12 protein-coding genes, 1 tRNA gene and 2 pseudogenes are annotated in these 15,139 nt (G+C 60.0%); 8 read left to right on the top strand and 7 right to left on the bottom strand.

The window, feature by feature from the left end:
* Positions 1-150: 150 nt before the first annotated feature.
* Complete coding sequence (locus HU731_RS19525; RefSeq protein WP_186608462.1) at positions 151-1,470, bottom strand: OprD family porin; 1,320 nt, start codon at positions 1,468-1,470, stop codon at positions 151-153.
* 226 nt (positions 1,471-1,696) lie between these two features.
* Here HU731_RS19525 and HU731_RS19530 point away from each other — a divergent pair, with 226 nt between their 5' ends.
* From HU731_RS19530 to HU731_RS19540, 4 genes and pseudogenes are all read left to right on the top strand, one after another.
* On the top strand, positions 1,697-2,029 hold the full coding sequence (locus tag HU731_RS19530) for a DUF2790 domain-containing protein (RefSeq protein WP_186608461.1): 333 nt from the start codon (positions 1,697-1,699) through the stop codon (positions 2,027-2,029).
* Positions 2,030-2,215: 186 nt separating this feature from the next.
* Positions 2,216-2,854: pseudogene (locus tag HU731_RS28980) on the top strand (PAS domain-containing protein); the annotation flags it as partial.
* 156 nt (positions 2,855-3,010) lie between these two features.
* A pseudogene (locus tag HU731_RS28985) lies at positions 3,011-3,442 on the top strand (methyl-accepting chemotaxis protein); the annotation flags it as partial.
* A 60-nt stretch (positions 3,443-3,502) separates the two neighbouring features.
* Positions 3,503-4,078 (top strand): flavin reductase family protein, encoded by a 576-nt coding sequence (locus tag HU731_RS19540; protein ID WP_186608459.1) that lies wholly within the window; start codon positions 3,503-3,505, stop codon positions 4,076-4,078.
* 512 nt (positions 4,079-4,590) lie between these two features.
* Here the strand turns inward: HU731_RS19540 and HU731_RS19545 are convergent.
* Entirely contained in the window at positions 4,591-4,827 is a 237-nt protein-coding gene (locus HU731_RS19545; RefSeq protein ID WP_186608458.1) for a hypothetical protein, read from the bottom strand.
* A 446-nt stretch (positions 4,828-5,273) separates the two neighbouring features.
* Positions 5,274-6,083, bottom strand: coding sequence for an AraC family transcriptional regulator (locus HU731_RS19550; RefSeq protein ID WP_186608457.1), 810 nt, complete (start codon positions 6,081-6,083; stop codon positions 5,274-5,276).
* Positions 6,084-6,219: 136 nt separating this feature from the next.
* Here HU731_RS19550 and HU731_RS19555 point away from each other — a divergent pair, with 136 nt between their 5' ends.
* Both HU731_RS19555 and ddlA read left to right on the top strand, forming a co-directional pair.
* Complete coding sequence (locus HU731_RS19555; RefSeq protein ID WP_072434135.1) at positions 6,220-6,858, top strand: LysE family translocator; 639 nt, start codon at positions 6,220-6,222, stop codon at positions 6,856-6,858.
* 44 nt (positions 6,859-6,902) lie between these two features.
* Positions 6,903-7,997, top strand: coding sequence for a D-alanine--D-alanine ligase (gene ddlA, locus HU731_RS19560; protein ID WP_186608456.1), 1,095 nt, complete (start codon positions 6,903-6,905; stop codon positions 7,995-7,997).
* A 93-nt stretch (positions 7,998-8,090) separates the two neighbouring features.
* Here ddlA and ggt read toward each other — a convergent pair whose 3' ends face one another.
* The 4 genes from ggt to HU731_RS19580 all read right to left on the bottom strand — a co-directional run bounded on the left by ggt (position 8,091) and on the right by HU731_RS19580 (position 11,728).
* A complete protein-coding gene (gene ggt / locus HU731_RS19565) occupies positions 8,091-9,920 on the bottom strand; it encodes a gamma-glutamyltransferase (protein WP_186608455.1) in 1,830 nt (609 codons plus the stop codon).
* Positions 9,921-9,956: 36 nt separating this feature from the next.
* Positions 9,957-10,736 carry a PhzF family protein gene (locus HU731_RS19570; protein WP_186608454.1) on the bottom strand — a complete coding sequence of 260 codons (780 nt, stop codon included), beginning with the start codon at positions 10,734-10,736 and terminating at the stop codon, positions 9,957-9,959.
* A 128-nt stretch (positions 10,737-10,864) separates the two neighbouring features.
* A tRNA-Met gene (locus HU731_RS19575) sits at positions 10,865-10,941 on the bottom strand.
* A gap of 235 nt (positions 10,942-11,176) precedes the next feature.
* Positions 11,177-11,728 carry an RNA polymerase sigma factor gene (locus HU731_RS19580; RefSeq protein WP_032893686.1) on the bottom strand — a complete coding sequence of 184 codons (552 nt, stop codon included), beginning with the start codon at positions 11,726-11,728 and terminating at the stop codon, positions 11,177-11,179.
* 263 nt (positions 11,729-11,991) lie between these two features.
* Here HU731_RS19580 and HU731_RS19585 point away from each other — a divergent pair, with 263 nt between their 5' ends.
* Together HU731_RS19585 and sctV are read left to right on the top strand one after the other, a co-directional pair.
* Complete coding sequence (locus HU731_RS19585) at positions 11,992-13,047, top strand: TyeA family type III secretion system gatekeeper subunit (protein WP_186608453.1); 1,056 nt, start codon at positions 11,992-11,994, stop codon at positions 13,045-13,047.
* On the top strand, positions 13,044-15,137 hold the full coding sequence (sctV, locus tag HU731_RS19590; protein WP_186608452.1) for a type III secretion system export apparatus subunit SctV: 2,094 nt from the start codon (positions 13,044-13,046) through the stop codon (positions 15,135-15,137). The genes HU731_RS19585 and sctV overlap by 4 nt, the downstream gene beginning before the upstream one ends.
* Positions 15,138-15,139: the final 2 nt, after the last annotated feature.

The raw sequence follows: 15,139 nt of genomic DNA on the forward strand, positions 1-15,139 counted from the left end.
CACAAAAGCTTCAGAGATGAATGTGCTCGGGTGAATAAGTTGAAGCGAGTATACAAAGCTCAACTTAACGGGAAGCTGAGGCCAATATTACAATTTTGATAACCGGCTATTTGTGAACAGATGTTAGTTAATCGCGAGCGAATGTAAGGGCTACAGCACGGCCAATGGGTATTCGGCAATAAAACGAACTTCTTCCAGGTCTGACTCGAACGCACTGGAGCGCACCGTGGCTTGGCGCAAGCGCAAGGACAAGTCCTTCAAACGCCCACTTTGCACCACGTACTTGGCCTCGATATCCCGTTCCCAGCGGCGTTGATCGGTCAAGGGGTTGCCCGCTGCATCGCGGCGCATATACACGGCATTGGCGTTGCTGTAGTCGGCGCCGGTGCCTTTGCCGTAGCGGGTCATGAACGACAGGCCGGGAATGCCGAACGCCTGCATGTCCAGGTCGTAGCGCACCATCCATGAACGCTCCTTTGGCGCGTTGAAGTCGCTGTACTGGATCGAGTTATTGAGGAAGATCGAGTCTGATTGGCGCAGGTAGTCGAAATCATCGTCGCCGTTGTTACGCTGGTGCGATACGGCCACGCTGTGGGCACCGACCTTGACCCCGAGCCTGGCGCTCCAGATGTTGTTGTCGAACTCACCGAGCCGTTTCTGACCTTCGTCCACGGCCTTGTAATAGTTGAAGTCGCCGAACAGCGACACGTCGTCGGTCAACGCGTAATTGGCATTGCTGCCCAAGTAGTACTGGTCCCAGGCGTCCTTCAAACGGCTGCTGTAAAGGCTGAAACCCAGGTGGCTGTTGAGTTGGTAGTCACCGCCGAAGTAGGCGATCCAAGGCGAGTCGACCTTGCCGGCATAGAAGGTGGCAAAGCCTTTGTTCATGCCGCTTTCACTGGGCTGGCTCATGCCGCTCAGGCGTCCGCCTTGCAGGCTCAAGCCTTCCAGGCTGGTGTTTTGCAGGGTGACGCCGCGAAAGCTCTCGGGCAACAAACGAGAGTCGCCGTAGGCCACCACGGGGGTGAGTGGGAACACGTCGCCGGCCTTGATCACCGTGTCCAGCACGCGCAGTTTTGCCGCGCCGCCGACTTTGCTGTAGCTATTTTCCGGCTGGTTGTCGCTGTTCACCGGCAGCACGCCGAACGAGCCTTTGCCACCGCTGCGGCCGCTGCCCGAGTCAAGCGTCAGGCCGTACATGGCGAACGCGTCCAGGCCAAAACCCACGGTACCCTGGGTAAAACCGGATTCGAATTTACCGATAAAGCCCTGGGCCCAGGCTTCGGAATAACCATTGCCGGTGGGGCTGGACTGGCCTTTGCGGTCATCGCGGTTGAAGTAGAAATTGCGTGCCAGCACGTTGATGCGGCTGCCCTCGATAAAACCCTCGGGCTTGTCCTCCGCCGCCACTGCGGCCAGGGGCAATGCGGCCATCAGTGAAAAGGGAAGGGTGTAATGACGAATGCTCATGATGCGCTCCTCGGTGATGGCAGTTATCGGCTTCTTATAGAGGCGGGCGTTTTTATTGATCTGGCCCTGGTTGATAGTTGCAAACGGCGGATAACAACTGCATGGCGCGAAGATTACAATTCTGGAAACTAACGGCCATCTAACAAATAAGTAATGTTCTGGTGAACCTGGCGTCAGGGTTCACTGGTTACTCTCGACACTGAACTTTCCAGTCGAGGAACCTGTGATGAACTTTTATAAATTAGGCTTGGGTGTGTTAACCGCAGTCTTGTCATTTAGCGCGCTGGCCGAAGGCGGCGGGGATCGCACCTTTGCCCTGATGATGGAGCGCAATGAGAAAGCCATGGCCGCCTACGCCATCAAAAAAGGCAAGCCGGTGCCCGAGGTCCAGGCCTACCGCTATGGCATGGACCTGGACATTGCCAAGGTCGTCAACGTGACGCCGCCGATCCGTTCGTGCAACGCCGTGCCGTCGCGCATGACCTACGAAGACTCCAGCGGCAAGCTCAATACCCTGGAATATCAGGTCATGGGCGTATGCCGTAACAATGGCGGTTGAAAATATAGTTGGGCCCAGGGCTCAAGCGCTCTTCAGAAAACCCCGGCAGCGCCGATGCAGGTTAGAACACCCACCTCACTTGCCTAACGGTGCCCCATGTTCAACACCCGCCTGAAGCAAGAGCTGACCGCTCTGCGCGAAGAATTGTCGAGCTTGCTCCAGGTGAAAGAGAGCCTGGAAAGCGAAATGCTCTGCCTGACCCTGGACCCTGCAGGCCGCGTGGAGTGGGCCAATGCCAACTTCCTGCAGGAACTGGCTTATTCACTCGGCGAGATTGTCGGGCGCGCAATCGAAGACCTGGTGCCGGCCCATGTGCGCCAAGACGCGTTCCAGCTGCGCTTCAAGCACGCGCTGGCTCGCGGCGAACACTTTGCCGGCGCCGTGCGCCTGATGCGCGGCAATGGCAAGGAAGCCTGGTTGCGCTCAATCGTGCAGCCGGTGCGCAGTTCGGACGGGCGCATCAAGCAGTTTTCGATGTTCTCCAGCGACCTTACCCGCACCATCGAGAGCTCGCGTGAACATGAAAACCTCATCACTGCGTTGATGCGTTCTACCGCGTTGATCGAGTTCGACCTGGAAGGGCATGTGCTCACCGCCAATGACCGCTTCCTCGGCGCCATGGGTTACAGCCTGGCGCAGATCGAAGGCAAGCATCACCGTATGTTCTGTGAACCGCAGGAATACAATAGTGCCGAATACCAGCAGTTCTGGAAGCGCCTGAACGCCGGTGAGTTCGTCGCGGCGCGCTTCAAACGAGTGGACAGCCACGGCCGCCTGGTGTGGTTGGAAGCCACCTACAACCCGGTGGTGGATGCCAATGAGCGGCTGTACAAAGTGGTCAAGTTTGCCACGGTCATTACCGACCAGGTCAACCGCGAGCAGGCGGTGGCCGAGGCCGCCAATATCGCCTACAGCACCTCTTTGCAAACCGACGACAGCGCCCAGCGCGGCACCACCGTGGTCACCCAGGCCGTGGACGTGATGCGCGACCTGGCCCAGCACATGCAACAGGCCGGTGAAGGCATCGAGGCGTTGAATGCCCAGTCCCAAGTGATCGGCAGTATCGTCAAGACCATCAGCGGCATTGCCGAGCAAACCAACCTGCTGGCGCTCAACGCCGCCATCGAAGCGGCGCGTGCCGGTGAGCAGGGGCGTGGCTTTGCGGTGGTGGCCGATGAGGTGCGGCAATTGGCGTCACGCACCAGCAAAGCCACCGAGGAAATTGTCGGTGTGGTGCGCCAGAACCAGGACATGGCCCGCGACGCGGTGGCCTTGATGGCCGACGGTCGTGCCCAAGCCGAGCAGGGCCTTGCCCTGGCGGCCGAGGCGGGTACCGTGATCGTCGAGATTCAGGACGGTGCGCAGAAGGTGGTGAGTGCGGTCGGGCAGTTTGCCAATCAGCTGTCGAGCTGACCTGTCGGGCTTGTGCTTGAGGTATCGTAGGTCTTTTCTCGCTTGCAGAGCTGATCGACCATGAGCCCTACGTTCCGTCGCCCCGTCCCACTGTCCAAGGCTTACCGTTTGCTCAACCACGGGCCGACCGTGTTGGTGAGCGCAGCCCACAACGGCCAGCGCAATATCATGGCCGCTGCCTGGGCCATGCCGCTGGATTTCGAACCACCGAAAGTCGCGGTGGTGCTCGACAAGGCCACCTGGACTCGCCAGCTACTGGAAGGCGCCGGCACCTTTGTGTTGCAGGTGCCTTGTGTTGCACAGGCTGATCTGGTGCAGACGGTGGGCAATACACGCGGCGTTGAAGCCGATAAATTCGCGGCCTACGGCCTGCACAGTTTCAGCGGTGAGCACACCGAGGCGCCGATGCTGGAAGGCTGCGTGGCTTGGCTCGAGTGCCGCCTGCTGCCCGAGCCGCATAATCAGCAGGCCTATGACCTGTTCCTGGGCGAAGTGGTCGCGGCCTATGCTGATGAGCGGGTATTCAGTGAGGGCCACTGGCATTTTGAAGGGCATGATGAACTGCGCACGTTGCACCATGTGGCGGGTGGGAATTTTCTGGCCATTGGCGAACCGGTTGTCGGGCGTCAGCTCTGACAGAGGCGCAAAGCCACGAAGATCCAATGTGGGAGCTGGCTCGCCTGCGATGGCGGCCTGCCAGCCGACGCCCATCTACCTGACACCCCAACGATCCTACTGTGGGAGCGGGCTTGCTCGCGAAGGCGGCCTGGCAGTCAACACAGTTGGATTGTGTACATATCCATTCCTGCGGTAACGGCCCCTTAGGGTTCCGCCCCAACGGCGGCTCACTTTTGAAAAGCGCAAAAGTAAGCAAAACGCTCTTGCCCCACCGCTCGGCACCTCGCTTGGGCTCGGTGTGCCCGTAATCCGCCAGTGATTTGGGGGGCCGCCGCCACGCGCCATCCATGGCGCGGGGCGGCTAAACCGGCATCCCTGCCGGTTTACCCCCCAAATCCCTGTCGAATTCCGGCCAGCGTGGTTTAACGGGGCGCCTAAGATCAAGATCACAAGCAGATCAAGATCAAGAGCGGCTCGCTTCGCATCGTGGTTACAGGCGAGCCAGCTCCCACATGGGGTTTGTGGTGTTTTCAGGTGCGTGGCATGCACTCGATGGTGCGGTTTACCACGGTTTTGGCCATCTCCAGCAAGTGCCATGCGGCGTGGATTCGGGCGCGGTCGTGGGGTTGCAGGTGATCGCAACAGTCCCACACCGTGGCCGATGCGCTGTTGATCAGATGGGAAATGTAGAGTTGAGCGTCTTCGAAGCTGAGCTCTTCATTGACGACGAGGCAATCCATGAGTGGATCGGGAAGTGCTTTGGTCATGGTGTAACTCCTATTGAGCAAGGGAGCGACCACTCACGCTGCTAAACGTAAGGTGGCAGCTGTACGCGGGTTAGCAGACCGGTCAATAGGAAAACCGGCGCACCCGAAAGTGCCCCGCGCACAGCCACCATAAACGTATAGGTGAACCTGTGCCTATTGAGTTCGGGCTGCTAAACCCGATCACTGAAATTCAGTGACGGGCCGAAGACTAGCCATCGATTCCAACAGGCACAAGGCGGCGGGGATTGTCTCGGAAACGTCCTGCAATTTAAAGGGACGCGGCTTGCTGGCCTTTTACAAACCATGACCAAATGCCAGCAGCTGGGCAGCTTTTGTAGGAGCGAGCTTGCTCGCGAAAAACTCACCGGCGCCGCGTTCATTCAGAAAACCCGCGTTATCGTTGACGCATTTCGCGAGCAAGCTCGCTCCTACAGTCCCCACGCATTTCAGCGTCCGAGCATCTTCACCCAACGCGACGGCGGCATGCCGTAGGTGCTGCGAAATTGGCGGGTCATGTGGCTTTGGTCGGTGAAGCCTGCGGTCATCGCGGCATCCACCAACGATTGGCCTTGGGCCAATAAATGGCGCACCAGGTCCAGCCGGCGCATGGTCAGGTAGCGGTAGGGGCTGGTGCCGAACAACAGGCGAAAATCCCGCGATAACGCCCAGCGGTCGCGGCCGGCGTGGTCGGCTATTTCATCCAGGGTGATGCTGCGGCCCAGGGCGCTGTGGATGAATTCACGGGCGCGTTCGGCCGCGATGTAGTCGAAGGATTTACGGTGGATGATGGCCCCGGACGCAGCGCTCAGCGCCTGGGCCAGGTCGAACAGGGCGTCTTGCTCCTGCATCGGGTCTATCGGGCAATCCAGGCTTTGCAGCAACACTTCGCTGGCGCGGTGCAGCCGTGGGTCGGTGGACAAGCCGCCGGGGATAAATGGCAATGGCTGGCCACCGAGGATCTGCTGGATCAGCGCCGGCTCCACATAAATCATCCGGTACTTGAAACCTTCGTCGCTGCCGGCGCGGCCGTCATGGGTTTCATCTGGGTGGATCACCATGGTGGTGCCGGGCAGGCTGTGGGTCGTGCCGCCGCGATAATGAAAGCTCTGCACGCCGAACAACGTGCGCCCGATGGCGTAGGTGTCATGGCGATGAGGGTCGAAGGCAAAGCCGGCAAAGTACGCCTCGATACGGTCCAGGCCGCTGGCGTGGGGCGCGCGGTGCAGCCAGTCGAGGGAGTGGGTGGGGTTGCCCATGGTGACTTGTCACAAAAGGAGGTGAAAACACGTTAACTGAGTCTGCACCGGTTGTCTGCCGGGGTCTTGTACGATTGTGCAGGTGTTGGGCGAGGCCTATGATCCCTGTTCGTATACTGCGCTGGTGGTGCTCCTCATGGATGTTTTCAACCCTGCCTATGTGGCGCCGCTGGTCTCGCTCGCGCTGCTGTGGACGGTCGCCGTGGTGACCCCCGGTCCCAACTTCTTCAATACGGCGCAGTTGGCCGCCAGCTGTTCGCGGCGTCACGGTGTGGTGGCGTCGGCGGGCGTGGCGACCGGCACGATTATCTGGGGGTTGGCTGGTGGCTTGGGCATCAAGTCGCTGTTTACCGCCGCGCCCATGTTGTACCTGGCGTTCAAGATCATCGGCGGCTGCTACCTGATCTATCTTGGGCTGAAGCTGTTCAAACGCTCGGCGCCGAGCACGGGGCAGACGGTGTTGCCCGATGAGCCGCGACGGTCACTATTTTCCGCATGGCGTTTCGGTTTACTGGGCAACTTGTCCAACCCCAAGGCAGCTCTGTTCGTCGCCACGGCCTTTGCCTCGACGATGCCACCGTCACCCTCGCCGGCGCTGTTGACGCTGGCGGTCATCACCATGGCTACCTTGTCGTTCAGTTGGTATTGCAGCGTCGCCCTGGTGTTTTCCAGCGAGCACATGGCCAACCTCTACAGCCGTTCGCGCAAGTGGCTCGACCGCTTTGCTGGCAGTTGCTACCTGTTGTTCGGTGCACATCTGGTAGCGAATCGCTGACCGCCCGTGGTAAGAAGCCTTACTTTCAATAGTGAGGTCGGGTCATGAGCAAGGTGCGGGTAGGGATTATTTTTGGGGGCCGTTCGGCTGAGCATGAAGTCTCGCTGCAATCGGCGCGCAACATCGTCGACGCCCTCGACCGCTCGCGCTTTGAGCCCGTGCTGATCGGTATCGACAAGGCCGGTCACTGGCACCTCAATGACACCTCGAACTTCCTCATCAACCAGGAAAACCCGGCGCTGATCGCCCTCAACCAATCCAACCGTGAATTGGCGGTGGTGCCCGGCAAGGCCAGCCAGCAAGTGGTGGAAACCTCCGGCCAGGGCTTGCTGGAACACATCGATGTGATCTTCCCGATTGTCCACGGCACCCTCGGCGAAGACGGCTGCCTGCAAGGCTTGCTGCGTATGGCCGACTTGCCCTTCGTCGGCTCCGACGTGCTCGGCTCGGCCGTGTGCATGGACAAAGACATCAGCAAGCGCCTGCTGCGTGATGCGGGTATTGCGGTCACGCCGTTCATCACCCTCACGCGAAGTAATGCGGCGCGCACCTCGTTCGAAACGGCCGCTGGCAAGCTCGGTGTGCCGATGTTCGTCAAGCCCGCCAATCAGGGTTCGTCGGTGGGCGTGAGCAAAGTCAGTGACGAAACCGAATACCGCGCAGCGGTTGAACTGGCGTTGGGGTTTGATGAAAAGGTGCTGGTGGAGTCCGCCGTCCAGGGCCGCGAAATCGAATGCGCCGTGCTGGGTAATGCCCAGCCCATCGCCAGCGGTTGTGGCGAGATCGTGGTGAGCAGTGGTTTCTATTCCTACGACAGCAAATACATCGACGGCCAGGCCGCCCAAGTGGTGGTGCCGGCGGCGATCAGTCATGAAGCCAGCGAGCGGATTCGCAGCCTGGCCATTGAGGCGTTTGAAGTGCTGGGCTGCGCCGGGTTGGCGCGGGTGGATGTGTTCCTGACGCAGGACGGCGAAGTGCTGATCAACGAGATCAACTCACTGCCCGGTTTCACCCGCATCAGCATGTACCCCAAGCTGTGGCAGGCGGCGGGCATGAGCTACAGCGAGCTGGTCAGCCGGTTGATCGAGCTGGCGCTGGAGCGGCATGCGGGGCGCAAGGGGTTGAAGATCAGCCGCTGATTTTTGCGGGTACTCGGCTCAAAGGCTGGTTACCCACTGTGGCGAGGGAGCTTGCTCCCGTTGGGGCGCGAAGCGCCCCTAGCCACAACCACTTCAGTCACCCAACGCCTCACCTTCACGCCGAGGATCAGCACCGCCACTGAGCGCCACCTTGCCCTGGGCATCCCGTGTGCGCACGATGGCTTGCACGCCGCTGGTCATCTCGATCTCGCTCAGGGCGTGGCCCTTGTCCTTGAGCGTCTGTTTCAGCGCCGGGCTGAACAGCCCTGCTTCCAACTCGGTAGCACCATTACGACTGCCAAAGTTGGGCAGGCTGATGGCTGCCTGCGGGTCGAGCTTCCAGTCGAGCATAGCGACCAGGGATTTACTCACGTATTCGATGATTTGCGAGCCGCCGGGGGAGCCGACGGTAGCCAGCAGTTCGCCCGTATTGCGGTCGAACACCAAGGTCGGCGCCATGGCCGAACGTGGGCGTTTGCCCGGTTGTACGCGGTTGGCCACGGGCTGGCCGTTTTCTTCGGGAATGAACGAAAAGTCGGTCATCTGGTTGTTGAGCAAAAAGCCCTGGACCATCACATGGGAGCCGAATGCCGCTTCCACCGTGGTGGTCATCGACACGGCGCCGCCCTGGTCGTCCACCGCCACCAGCTGGGAGGTAGAGATGCGCAGCGGCGAGCGGTCTGGTGCGTACGCCACCTGAATACCGGCGGGTTGGCCGGGCTTGGCGACGCCCATGCTGCGCTCGCCGATCAGCGTGGCGCGTTGTGCCAGGTAACCTGGTGCGACAAGACCAGCAACCGGGACGGGGGTGAAGTCTGCATCGGCCACGTACAGCGCTCGGTCGGCAAAGGCCAGGCGCCCGGCTTCGGCGAGCAGGTGCACGGCCTCGGGTGTCGGTTCAAACCCGGCCGGCGAAGCGCTCTTGACCGGTGTCATCGGTGCGATGGCCAGCCGCGGGTCGCGGGTTTCCAGGGCTTGCAGTGTCCCGAGGATCTGCGCCACGGCTATCCCGCCCGAGGACGGCGGTGGCATGCCGCAGACCTTCCATTGTTTGTAGTCGGTGCACAGCGGTGCGCGTTGTTTGGCGGCGTAGCCCTTGAGGTCGGCCTGGGACAGGCTGCCGGCATTGCGATGGCCCTGTACCTTGCGTGCGATCTCATCGGCAATCGGGCCTTGGTATAGCGCATCCGGCCCTTCCTTGGCGATGCGCTTGAACACCGCGGCCAGTGCCGGGTTTTTCAATAATGTACCGGTGGCTTTTGGCGAGCCATCGGCATTCAGGAAGTACGCCGCCATGTCGGGTGATTGCGCGATAAAGCGGTCAGCGGCGATCAAGCTGTGCAAGCGTGGGGAAATGGCAAAGCCTTGCTCCGACAGGCGAATCGCCGGTTCAAACAGCTTGGCCCACGGCAAGTGGCCGCTCTTTTTGTGCGCCATCTCCAGGGCGCGCAATACCCCTGGCGTGCCCACCGAGCGCCCGCCAATCTGCGCATCCGTGAACGCCATCGGCGTACCGTCGGCCTTCAGGAACAGACTCTCCGTCGCCCCGGCCGGCGCAGTTTCGCGGCCGTCGTAAGCCTGCACGTTGTGCCCATCCCACAGCATGATGAATGCACCGCCGCCGATGCCGGAAGACTGTGGTTCCACCAGGGTCAATACCGCTTGCATGGCAATCGCCGCATCAATGGCCGAACCACCTTGGCGCAACATTTCACGGCCGGCTTCAGCGGCCAGAGGGTTGGCGGCGGCGGCCATATGGCGCTCGGCGTGGCGGGTGCTCAGGTCGGTGCGATAGCCCGAGCCCAGCTCCGGGGCCGGTGGCTGTTCATTGACGGGCGTGTGGCAGGCGGCGAGGGCCAGGGTTGCGGCGATGACTGTCAGGCTGCGGCGGGAAATCAAAAACACGCGCTGAACTCCGTTCATGGTGAGAAGGGGCTGTTGTCCTTGGGGTACTGTGTTTTACAGGTAAATCGTGCCTTGCATGTACAGCACGGCCTTGCCGGAAATAATCACCCGGTCACCCTGGAGCTCACAGCGCAACTGGCCCTTACGCTGGCCGCCTTGCTCGGCGCTCAGTTGCGATTTGCCCAGGCGCTCGGCCCAGAACGGTGCCAGCGAGGTGTGCGCCGAGCCGGTAACCGGGTCTTCATCGACGCCCACATTCGGGCCGAACCAGCGCGAGACAAAATCAAACCGCGTACTTTTGGCGGTTACCGCAATCCCGCGTTTAGGCAGGCCCTTGAGCCGTGCGAAATCCGGTGTGAGGGCCGCCACCTGCGCTTCATCCTCCACCAGCACGATGTAGTCGTCGGTGCCAAACACCTCGGCGGTTTCAAGCCCCAGGGCGCTCAACATGCCGTGGGGCGGCTCGCAGCGTTCGGGGTTTTTGGCCGGAAAATCCATCGCCAGCTCATCGCCATTGCGCGTTACCCGCAACTCGCCGCTACGGGTGGCAAAGCGCAACACCTGCGGGGCGTCCGCCAACTTGTGGATCAATACCCACGCGGCGGCCAACGTAGCATGCCCGCACAGGTCCACCTCCACTTGCGGGGTGAGCCAGCGCAACTCATAGAAGTCGCCACGGGGTACAAAGAACGCGGTTTCCGAAAGATTGTTCTCGGCCGCAATCTGCTGCAGTTGCTCGTCGGGCAGCCACTCGGTGAGCGGGCACACGGCTGCCGGGTTGCCGCCGAAGGCATGGTGGCTGAAAGCGTCGACTTGGTAGATGTCCAGTTGCATCGTGGCACTCCGTGTTTAGGGGAGGCTGGACACTAACAGTGGGGGTGGGGGGCGTCAAAATACAGTTGGGGCGTTTTTTTGCGCGCATAAAAAAACGGCCTACCTTTCGGTAAGCCGTTTTTAGTACTTGGTGGCTACACAGGGACTTGAACCCCGGACCCCAGCATTATGAATGCTATGCTCTAACCAACTGAGCTATGTAGCCAAGTGGCGCGCATTATTCGCTTGGAACGGCAATGCGTCAAGCGTTTTTGTTGAAATTTTTTCTACGCTTTCAACTGTTTAAGCCAAAGCGCTGGTTTTGGCGACGGGCGGTGGCGAATGCACCGCGGATGAGGGGAGCACAAGCGCTTGGCGTCTTAGAAGGTTTACTTGCGGGCCAAGTCCGACAGTGTTGGGCAGATATCCCTGTCGCCCAACGCTTGACTGGCTAACTCAACTTACGGGTGCAGTGGGGTGTGGGTGACGCGCTTGAGCTGTTCGCGTGCCCGTGACAGGCGCGAGCGCACGGTGCCGATAGGAATGTCCAGTACGTCGGCGGTGTCCTGGTAGCTGCCGTCGGTTTCCAACGAGGCATACAACGTCCTGCGCATTTCTGTGGGCAAGTGGTCGATGGCGCTCAGGGTATTTTCCAGTCTCCGGTTGACCTCGAATTCCCAGTCCAGGCTGTGGCTTTCTTCCTGTCCGTGCCACAGCGACTCATCGAATTCGCAATGCGCGGGTTTGGCATACAGGCGCCGAAAGTGATTGCGGATCAGGTTTTGCGCGATACCGCACATCCAGGTACTCAGCGTCGCGGTACCACTGAAACGCTCGCGATTGCGCCAGGCTTCCAAGTATGTCAGTTGCAAAAGATCATCCGCGTCTTCCGGGTTGAGTACCCGTTTGTGAATGAAACGTCGGAGTTTTTTCTGTTGGTCGTCTGTCAGATGGAGCATGAATTGAGGCGAACTGCCACCAAGGTGAACTAAGGCTTCAATAGGGATATTCATGATTTTTCCTTAAGGTAGACGCAGTCGAAATAGTTTCGGCGGTTACCTCTTTTGCACTGCCTGTGCCAAAGGAGAATCTGCACATAACCCAATGATTTATATGTATAAATACTTTAGTTTCGTGGCGCTTTTGTGCAGTAATTTGCAAAAGGCACCAGGGGCTTGTGCGGGTTTTTTCACCTTGTTGGAAGAGCGAGTTTCAATGGAACCATCTGGACGGGCCTAACCACACATTGGCACTCTCTTCCTGTACTGGCCTGCCCATGAAAGTCGAATCTACCCCCGAAGTGCCAATGACCCCGCGTGTGGAACTCCCCACCGTTAGCCCGGCCGCCAAGCCTGAGCCAGGCCAAGGTATCGATGATCTTTTCCTGCACTTCAGTCAGGAGGTTGAATCCAGCAGCCGTACGTTGGACAAACGCAAAATTGGCGTACGTGTGCCTCCTGTCCAGGCGCTCGCGCAGCTCTATGAGCAGTTGGGGCATCCGGCCCAGGAAAGCTTTGCCGCGGTAGCGCGTCGAATCAGGCTGCAATTGCTGATGCAACCCAGCATCGATAAGTTGCTGGAGGCCACTGGCGGTGATCCGGCGCGCACCTTCGTGGTACTCAAGGCGGTGTGCGAGCAGGCCGAGGCTGACGTGCGCAGCTCCGAAGCCGACCTGGCGCGGGATGCTATTGCCAAGCTGGAGGTCCGTTTCAAAGGGCAGATCCAGGCGGGCCTGAATATCGCCATGGCCTTGCAGACGGCGGGTGGCGATCCACAAGAGCGCCAGGCGCTGCGCGCGCTGTACTACGCCAGTGTGGTGACACGGCAATCCCTGGCCTCCATGATGCAGGCGCTGCTGGGCGTCTACGGTGACGATCGTTTTGCACATGGCTTGAATGTGATGTCCAGCGCCCTGACGGCCGACATCGCCGCCCATGTGTCCTCCGTGCCTACGGCAATGTTGCGCACCTTGCTGGTAGGGCTGCGCAGCTGCGGTGCATTGAGCGGGGTGTTGTGCAACTGTCGTGAGCTGGTCCAGAACCTTGCAACCGAACTGCATGCGGTAAGCCTGCTGCAACGCCTGCTGGGTTATACAAGTACCGGCATCGTGACAAATGAAGTCATGCGCCTGGCCGAAGATATGAGGGCCGGCACGTCAACACTCGTGGCGCTCAATGCGCTTTATCCGCTGTTTCTGAAATTGCCCCTGGCTTTGTGGCCGGATAGCCAGTCACGCCAAGAGGCGCTGCACAACTTTCTACTGGTGATGGACGAGCTTGCCCGCCTCGAAGGCATAAGCCCTGGCTTTCCTAATTCGAGTATCCTGGCGTGAACGTGCTGTCCACCATCAACGGCATACTGCTCAAGGTAGCGCAGCGCGCCGAGGTCTTGGGCGCCGTGGTGATCATGGCCATTGTGTTCATCTTCATCGTGCCGCTGCCTACCTGGCTGGTGGACATTCTGATTGCGCTGAATATCTGTATTTCCTGCCTGTTGATCATGCTGGCGCTGTACTTGCCCGGGCCTTTGGCGTTCTCTTCCTTCCCGTCGATTTTGTTGCTGACCACCATGTTTCGCCTGGCATTGTCGATCGCTACGACGCGCTTGATTCTGCTCGAACAGGACGCCGGCGATATCGTTGAGGCCTTCGGCAACTTCGTAGTGGGCGGCAACCTGGCCGTCGGGATGGTGATCTTTCTGATCCTGACCCTGGTCAACTTTCTGGTGATCACCAAGGGCTCTGAGCGGGTTGCCGAAGTGGCGGCGCGCTTCAGCCTGGACGCAATGCCGGGCAAGCAGATGTCCATCGACAGTGACTTGCGTGCCGGTTTGATTGACGGTGTGCAAGCGCGCGACAAGCGTGAACAGTTGTCCCGCGAGAGCCAGCTGTTCGGCGCCATGGATGGCGCGATGAAGTTCGTTAAAGGCGATGCCATCGCTGGCTTGATCATTGTGGTGGTCAACCTGCTGGGTGGGTTTTCAACGGGGATGTTCCAGCACGGTTTGAGCGCTGCCGATTCGATGGCGCTGTATTCTGTGCTGACCATCGGTGATGGCCTGATTGCGCAAATTCCCGCGCTGCTGATCTCTCTGACCGCCGGTATGATCATTACCCGCGTGGCACCGGAAGGGCGCAAGGGCATCACGAACATGGGCGCCGAGATCGCACGCCAGATGACCAGTGAGCCCAAGAGCTGGATGATCGCCTCGGTGGCCATGCTTGTGTTTGCGATCGTGCCTGGCATGCCGACCCTGGTGTTTATCCTGCTGGCGATGATGACCGGTGCCTTGGGTTATTACCTCGACCGGCGGCGCCGACGTGAAGCGCAGCCAGAAGCCGAAGCCGTCGAAGCCATGCGGCCTGAAGAAAATGGCAAAGAGGACCTGCGCGGGTTTGATCCGTCCCGGCCTTATCTGTTGCAGTTTCCCTCGGCCCTGCGCGGCACGCCTGAGGTGACCGATCTTATTCACGGCATCCGACAGGTTCGAAATTCCCTGGTTGCCAATATCGGCCTGACATTGCCGCCGTTTGAGGTCGAGATCGATGACTCGCTGGCCGATGATGAAATGCGCTTCTGCGTTCATGAAGTGCCAATGGTCAAGGCGTCGGTGGTCCAGCGCGTTGCCGTAGAGCGCAGCGCCCTGACGGTTGAGCCTGAGCATGGCATACCGGGATTGGCCGAGCGTAACGAGCAGGATTGGCTCTGGCTGCCACCTGACGACCCACTGCTCAATGACGCGCAGTTGGAGCGCTTCAATGCGACGAGCCTGATCGTCGAGCGCATGAAGAAGGCGATGATGCTCAGCGGGCCGCAGTTCCTGGGGATTCAGGAGAGCAAGGCGATCCTCAGTTGGCTGGAGAACAATCAACCCGACCTGGTGCAGGAGCTGCAGCGCATCATGCCGATCTCGCGCTTTTCGGCGGTGCTGCAACGCCTGGCCAGCGAAGGGGTTCCGCTGCGCGCCGTGAGGTTGATTGTCGAATCGCTGATCGAATACGGCCAGCACGAACGTGAGCCCGAAGCACTGGCTGACTATGCGCGCATTGCCCTCAAGTCGCAGATCTACCACCAGTACAGCGAGGCCGATGGGCTGCATGCCTGGCTGTTGTCACCGCAGACCGAAAACGTGTTGCGCGAGGCACTGCGCCAGACCCAGACCGGGGTGTTCTTTGCACTCGACGGCGACAATAGCGCTGCGCTGATCAACCTGCTCAACCAGGCCTTCAGTGCACGCGCAAAAATTAAAAGCGTGTTGTTGGTGGCGCAGGATTTGCGCAGCCCCTTGCGAACCTTGTTGCTTGAGGAGTTCAACCATGTACCGGTGTTGTCTTTCGCCGAGCTGGGGAGCAATTCCAAGGTCAAGGTGCTGGGGCGTTTTGACCTTGGCCAGGATGAGTTGATGCACGGGACATTGGCATGAAC

The organism is Pseudomonas salmasensis, from assembly GCF_014268375.2.
In the GTDB taxonomy this organism is placed as follows: Bacteria; Pseudomonadota; Gammaproteobacteria; order Pseudomonadales; family Pseudomonadaceae; genus Aquipseudomonas; species Aquipseudomonas salmasensis.